The sequence below is a fragment of the Trichococcus ilyis genome, from assembly GCF_900109135.1.
Lineage (GTDB): Bacteria > Bacillota > Bacilli > Lactobacillales > Aerococcaceae > Trichococcus > Trichococcus ilyis.
Genome location: NZ_FNYT01000055.1, coordinates 1 through 5,139 on the forward strand (window position 1 = coordinate 1; position 5,139 = coordinate 5,139).

The 5,139-nt window shown below is 50.4% G+C and carries 4 protein-coding genes, 12 tRNA genes and 2 rRNA genes; 17 read left to right on the forward strand and 1 reads right to left on the reverse strand.

Features of this window, described 5'->3' with window-relative positions:
• The 16 genes from BMX58_RS14390 to BMX58_RS14465 all read left to right on the forward strand — a co-directional run.
• Positions 1-125: ribosomal RNA gene (locus BMX58_RS14390) — 23S ribosomal RNA — on the forward strand; the annotation flags it as partial.
• A 93-nt stretch (positions 126-218) separates the two neighbouring features.
• Positions 219-334, forward strand: a 5S ribosomal RNA gene (gene rrf / locus BMX58_RS14395).
• A 10-nt stretch (positions 335-344) separates the two neighbouring features.
• Positions 345-418: transfer RNA gene (locus tag BMX58_RS14400), tRNA-Asn, on the forward strand.
• Positions 419-471: 53 nt separating this feature from the next.
• Positions 472-560 (forward strand) — tRNA-Ser (locus BMX58_RS14405).
• 24 nt (positions 561-584) lie between these two features.
• A tRNA-Glu gene (locus BMX58_RS14410) sits at positions 585-656 on the forward strand.
• A gap of 78 nt (positions 657-734) precedes the next feature.
• Positions 735-807, forward strand: a tRNA-Val gene (locus BMX58_RS14415).
• A 2-nt stretch (positions 808-809) separates the two neighbouring features.
• Positions 810-882: transfer RNA gene (locus BMX58_RS14420), tRNA-Asp, on the forward strand.
• 83 nt (positions 883-965) lie between these two features.
• Positions 966-1,038 (forward strand) — tRNA-Phe (locus BMX58_RS14425).
• 13 nt (positions 1,039-1,051) lie between these two features.
• Positions 1,052-1,132 (forward strand) — tRNA-Tyr (locus BMX58_RS14430).
• A gap of 26 nt (positions 1,133-1,158) precedes the next feature.
• Positions 1,159-1,229, forward strand: a tRNA-Trp gene (locus BMX58_RS14435).
• 18 nt (positions 1,230-1,247) lie between these two features.
• Positions 1,248-1,320: transfer RNA gene (locus BMX58_RS14440), tRNA-His, on the forward strand.
• 8 nt (positions 1,321-1,328) lie between these two features.
• Positions 1,329-1,400: transfer RNA gene (locus tag BMX58_RS14445), tRNA-Gln, on the forward strand.
• 22 nt (positions 1,401-1,422) lie between these two features.
• Positions 1,423-1,493 (forward strand) — tRNA-Cys (locus BMX58_RS14450).
• Positions 1,494-1,538: 45 nt separating this feature from the next.
• Positions 1,539-1,622: transfer RNA gene (locus BMX58_RS14455), tRNA-Leu, on the forward strand.
• Between the two features lie 122 nt (positions 1,623-1,744).
• Positions 1,745-2,239 (forward strand): GNAT family N-acetyltransferase, encoded by a 495-nt coding sequence (locus tag BMX58_RS14460; protein WP_068621929.1) that lies wholly within the window; start codon positions 1,745-1,747, stop codon positions 2,237-2,239.
• Positions 2,240-2,322: 83 nt separating this feature from the next.
• Positions 2,323-2,712 carry a MerR family transcriptional regulator gene (locus BMX58_RS14465; RefSeq protein WP_068621899.1) on the forward strand — a complete coding sequence of 130 codons (390 nt, stop codon included), beginning with the start codon at positions 2,323-2,325 and terminating at the stop codon, positions 2,710-2,712.
• Positions 2,713-2,832: 120 nt separating this feature from the next.
• Here BMX58_RS14465 and BMX58_RS14470 read toward each other — a convergent pair whose 3' ends face one another.
• Positions 2,833-3,186, reverse strand: a complete 354-nt coding sequence (locus tag BMX58_RS14470; RefSeq protein ID WP_068621900.1) for a MerR family transcriptional regulator — start codon at positions 3,184-3,186, stop codon at positions 2,833-2,835.
• 164 nt (positions 3,187-3,350) lie between these two features.
• Between BMX58_RS14470 and BMX58_RS14475 the strand changes: the two genes are divergently transcribed.
• On the forward strand, positions 3,351-4,802 hold the full coding sequence (locus BMX58_RS14475; RefSeq protein WP_068621901.1) for a glycoside hydrolase family 1 protein: 1,452 nt from the start codon (positions 3,351-3,353) through the stop codon (positions 4,800-4,802).
• Positions 4,803-5,139 lie beyond the last annotated feature (337 nt).

Genomic DNA, 5,139 nt, shown 5'->3' on the forward strand with positions numbered 1-5,139 from the left:
AGATGAGATTTCCCATCACTTCAAGTGAGTAAGACCCCTGAGAGATGATCAGGTAGATAGGTTGGGAGTGGAAGTACAGCGATGTATGGAGCGGACCAATACTAATCGGTCGAGGACTTAACCAATTTTTAAAAGAAGAAAACTCAAGCGGTGTTTTCGGCTTCCCTTTATTTTGTAGATTCAGTTTTGAGAGAACAACGTTCTCTTACAAAAAAATGTGCGGTGACGATGGCAAGAAGGTCACACCTGTTCCCATCCCGAACACAGAAGTTAAGCTTCTTAGCGCCGATTGTAGTGAAGGGTTTCCCTTTGTGAGAGTAGGACGTTGCCGCGCTTTTTGATTTTCCGCAATAGCTCAGTTGGTAGTAGCGCATGACTGTTAATCATGATGTCGTAGGTTCGAGTCCTACTTGCGGAGTTTTTCGGTTAAGTCTCATACATTCAATATGAATAAGATTTTATCGGAACCTTGGAGAGTTGTCCGAGAGGCCGAAGGAGCACGATTGGAAATCGTGTAGGCGGGTTAAACTGTCTCAAGGGTTCGAATCCCTTACTCTCCGTATTCCCAGTATAATATATGTTTTGGTCCGTTGGTCAAGCGGTTAAGACACCGCCCTTTCACGGCGGTAACACGGGTTCGATTCCCGTACGGATCATTGTCATGGGTGTTGCAGCTTCAGCTGCTTTACAGACATGATACACTTGAGCGAGAACTCACAGTGTTTCCATCCATTGGAGGTTTAGCTCAGCTGGGAGAGCGTCTGCCTTACAAGCAGGATGTCGGCGGTTCGATCCCGTCAACCTCCATTGGTTCCGTGGTGTAGGGGTCAACATGCCTGCCTGTCACGCAGGAGATCGCGGGTTCAAATCCCGTCGGAGCCGTTTCACTTTCTGAAAAGTGTGCTATGCATCCTAACGGATGTCCAGCTTCACGGGTTATCCCGTTCCGCTTTTCTTAATATTTTGGTCTGATAGCTCAGTTGGTAGAGCACTTGATTGAAGCTCAAGGTGTCGGCGGTTCGAATCCGTCTCGGACCATTTTTTATATGATGGAGGGATAGCGAAGTGGCTAAACGCGGCGGACTGTAAATCCGCTCTTTCGGGTTCGGCAGTTCGAATCTGCCTCCCTCCATTCTTTAAAAAAAGCGTACTCTGAATAGGGGTATAGTTTAAAGGTAGAACAACGGTCTCCAAAACCGTCGGTGTGGGTTCAATTCCTACTACCCCTGTCTCAACATTTTATTATGGCGATTGTGGCGAAGTGGTTAACGCACCGGTTTGTGGATCCGGCATTCGTGGGTTCAATTCCCATCAGTCGCCCTCTTTATTGGGCTATCGCCAAGCGGTAAGGCAACAGACTTTGACTCTGTCATTCGTTGGTTCGAATCCAGCTAGCCCAGTTTTTTCAAATAGCAACATCTCGGCGGTATAGCCAAGTGGTAAGGCACAGGTCTGCAAAACCTCTATCACCGGTTCAAATCCGGTTACCGCCTTTTCCATAGCAACATCAAGATGGAAACTTGCAACAATCCTATCATGCCGGCGTGGCGGAATTGGCAGACGCGCTGGACTCAAAATCCAGTGCCCGCGAGGGCGTGCCGGTTCGACCCCGGCCGCCGGTATCACAGAAATAAGCTTATGACGATGTTCGCATCGTTATGGGCTTATTTTTTTATCGAGAAGCAGTTTTTGGGTTATACTAACACCAGTGATTTTTGAAAATTTGGAAAGCGGGTTGGAATTGATGGGTATCATAATCAGGAAATACGGTAAAAACGATTTGGACTGCATGACCGGGATATGGAATCATATCGTCGAGGAAGGTCGGTATTTTCCGCAAGAAAACAGCTTGTCCGTGGAAGAAGCGGCGATTTTTTTTGCAGAACAGACTTACACGGGTGTCGCGGATGAAGACGGGGAAGTAGTAGGCCTCTATATTCTGCATCCGAACAATATCGGCCGCTGCGGACACATCGCGAACGCCTCTTACGCTGTCAAGGCTGATCAGAGAGGGAAGCGGATTGGCGAGGAACTTGCGTTGGATTCTCTCAGGATCGCCAAGGATTCTGGTTTCCGCATTATGCAGTTTAATGCCGTTGTGGCAAACAATGCAGGGGCAATCCATCTTTATAAGAAAATTGGCTTCAAGGAGTTGGGCATCATTCCTGGAGGCTTCAAAATGGATGATGGCAGCTTCATGGATATCATTCCCTTTTATTTGGAATTGGACTCAATATAAATTGTGCATCTGACCATCTTTCCAAGAGCAACGCATTACCTTGACAGTAGGTGTATACTGTAGGAAAGAAAGGATGATGCTGGATGAATATCTCTGAAGTTGCGAAATTGATGGATCTCACCCCTGCGACGTTGCGCTATTATGAAAGGGAAGGCCTGATTCCGCCGGTCGCCCGCAAGGACAGTGGGATCCGGGATTATCGGGACGAAGATCTCGGCTGGATCGAATTCATCAAGTGCATGCGGAGTGCGGGGCTTTCGGTTGAATCGCTGATCGAATATACGGCGCTGTTCAAGGGCGGATCCGAAACGGCGGCAGCCCGCAAGGACATCCTGATCCATGAACGGGAGAAATTGATCGCCAAGCACAAGGAAATCGGCGAAACGATCGCACGCCTGGACGGAAAGATCGAACATTATGAAGGCGAACTGCGGGCATCCGAGCAGGAACTGCTGGAGAGCACCCAGCCTTGATGCAACTTGCCAGTGCGTGATTTGAAATGATTTGGGAAAGAAAACAAGCCCGCCCGCGTCAGATCGACGCGGGCGGGCTTGTTTTTGCGCTTGGGGATCCATGGCAAAGTTTTCCCTTCCTCAACCTTGCTTTTCATCATAATGCGCGATTTTTTTTTTCAATTGCGCCAATGTCGAGCCGAGTTCGTCGTAGCGCTGCTGCAGTTTCTTCTGCTCTTCTATCAGAATCTCTTTTCTGGCCGGAGCGGTTTCTTTGCCTTTCGCGAATAGGGCGGTGTATTCGATGAGCGATTCGATTGACAGGCCGGCATTGCGCATGCATTTGATGAAATCGATCCAACTCAGGTCTCCCTCTTGGTAATCGCGTACGCCGCCGTTTTTGCGCGTGATCGGCGGAATCAGGCCGATGCGCTCGTAGTAGCGCAGGGTGACCGGCGTCAGGTCCGATTTTGCGGCTGCTTCTGAAATGTTCATTATTTTTCCTCCTTCTTGTTGTACATGAGTTGTCTGCTTCAGCTTACAACTTAAAGTCCAGATTAAGTCAACAGGGATATGCATGATAATCGAAAATAAGTCCTTGACTTGAAGTTAAGGTTAAGTGCTAAAGTAGCTTTGAGTCTGATACAAAAAAGGAGGAAATGGAAATGAGTTTTAAAGAAGGTTTTCTTTGGGGCGGCGCGACCGCCGCAAACCAGTGCGAAGGGGCATTTGATGCCGATGGAAAAGGACCGTCCGTCGCGGATGCGATGCCCGGCGGCAGACAGCGTTTCGTCATCTTGAATTCAGAGGAATTCGATTGGACGCTCGACAAGGACAAGTACCGCTACCCGAATCATCTGGGGATCGACCACTATCACCGCTACAAGGAAGATATCGCCTTGTTCGCCGAAATGGGCTTCAAAGCCTATCGTTTTTCGATCGCCTGGAGCCGGATCTTCCCGCTTGGAGACGAGGAGAGTCCGAACGAGAAGGGACTGGCTTTCTATGATGCCCTGATCGATGAATGCTTGAAATACGGCATCGAACCGGTGGTCACGATGTCCCATTACGAAATGCCGCTCCATTTGGCGAAAGTATATGGTGGCTGGAAAAACCGTCAAATCGTCGCTTTCTTCGAACGCTACGCGAAGGCTGTTCTGGAACGGTTTGCCTCGAAAGTGAAATATTGGATGACATTCAATGAAATCAATTCCGGCCTCGAAAGCCCGGTGCTGTCGCAAGGATTGATCCCGCTGACGGGTGCCGATGATTTCACGAACAGGTTCCAGGCTTGGCACCACCAGTTCGTGGCGAGCGCCTTGGCGGTGAAAATCGGCCATGAATTGCGCGAAGACATCCAGATCGGCTGCATGCAGATCTACGCACCGTTCTACCCGTTGGATGCGCATCCGGAAAACCAGCTATCTTCCCAATTCAAGGAACGGGCCTTCGATTATTTCACCAGCGACGTCCAAGTGAGAGGGGCTTATCCGACATACACGAAGCGTCTGTTGCAGGAATATGGGGCCAAAGCGCCGGTCATGGAAGCGGGCGATCTGGAACTGATCAAACAATACACGGTCGATTACATCGGCTTCAGCTATTATATGAGCATGGCGACCGATGTCGTCGGCGGAGCGGGGGAGACCGACTTCGCTTCCGGGAACCTGATGAACGGTGTCCGAAATCCGTTCCTTAAGGCAAGTGAATGGGGTTGGCAGATCGATCCGATCGGCCTGCGCATTTCCCTGAACGACCTGTGGGATCGCTATCAAGTGCCGCTTTTCATCGTAGAGAACGGCTTGGGCGCCAATGATGTGAAGGAAGCCGACGGGACGGTCAACGATGATTACCGCATCGATTACCTGAAGGAACACATCCGGGAAATGCATGAAGCTGTCCTGGATGGGGTCGATCTGATCGGCTACACGCCATGGGGCTGCATCGACCTTGTGTCCGCCTCGACCGGCGAGATGAGCAAGCGCTACGGCTTCATCTATGTCGATCTGGATGACGAAGGGAACGGCACGTTGGATCGCTCAAAGAAAAAATCGTTCGACTGGTACAAAGCGGTGATCGCGACGAACGGCGAGAACATATTGGCGGACTAAGTTGGACATCCTGTATGGCCACCAGGAGGAGGGGCGAATGCTCCTCAGCTCCGGTGATCGGATCACTCGCCGGAGCACGGCGGCAACAATTAGCTTCATCTCCGACGAGGCCCGGCCCATCGGAAGACGCAATCAGAATACCACTCGAACTCCGGCGAAGCCGCTGTTCACCGGAGCAGAGGCAACGGCAGCATCAGCGGTGCCTCACGCACCCGGAAAAGTATAAAGAAAGAGGCTGGGAGTAAACTCCCAGCCTCTTTCTTACCTCCAGTCAAGTGTTTTGTTGAAACTTTATTCGGAGAGATGAAGCTTTTTTGATGGGGGAGGGGTACCCCTC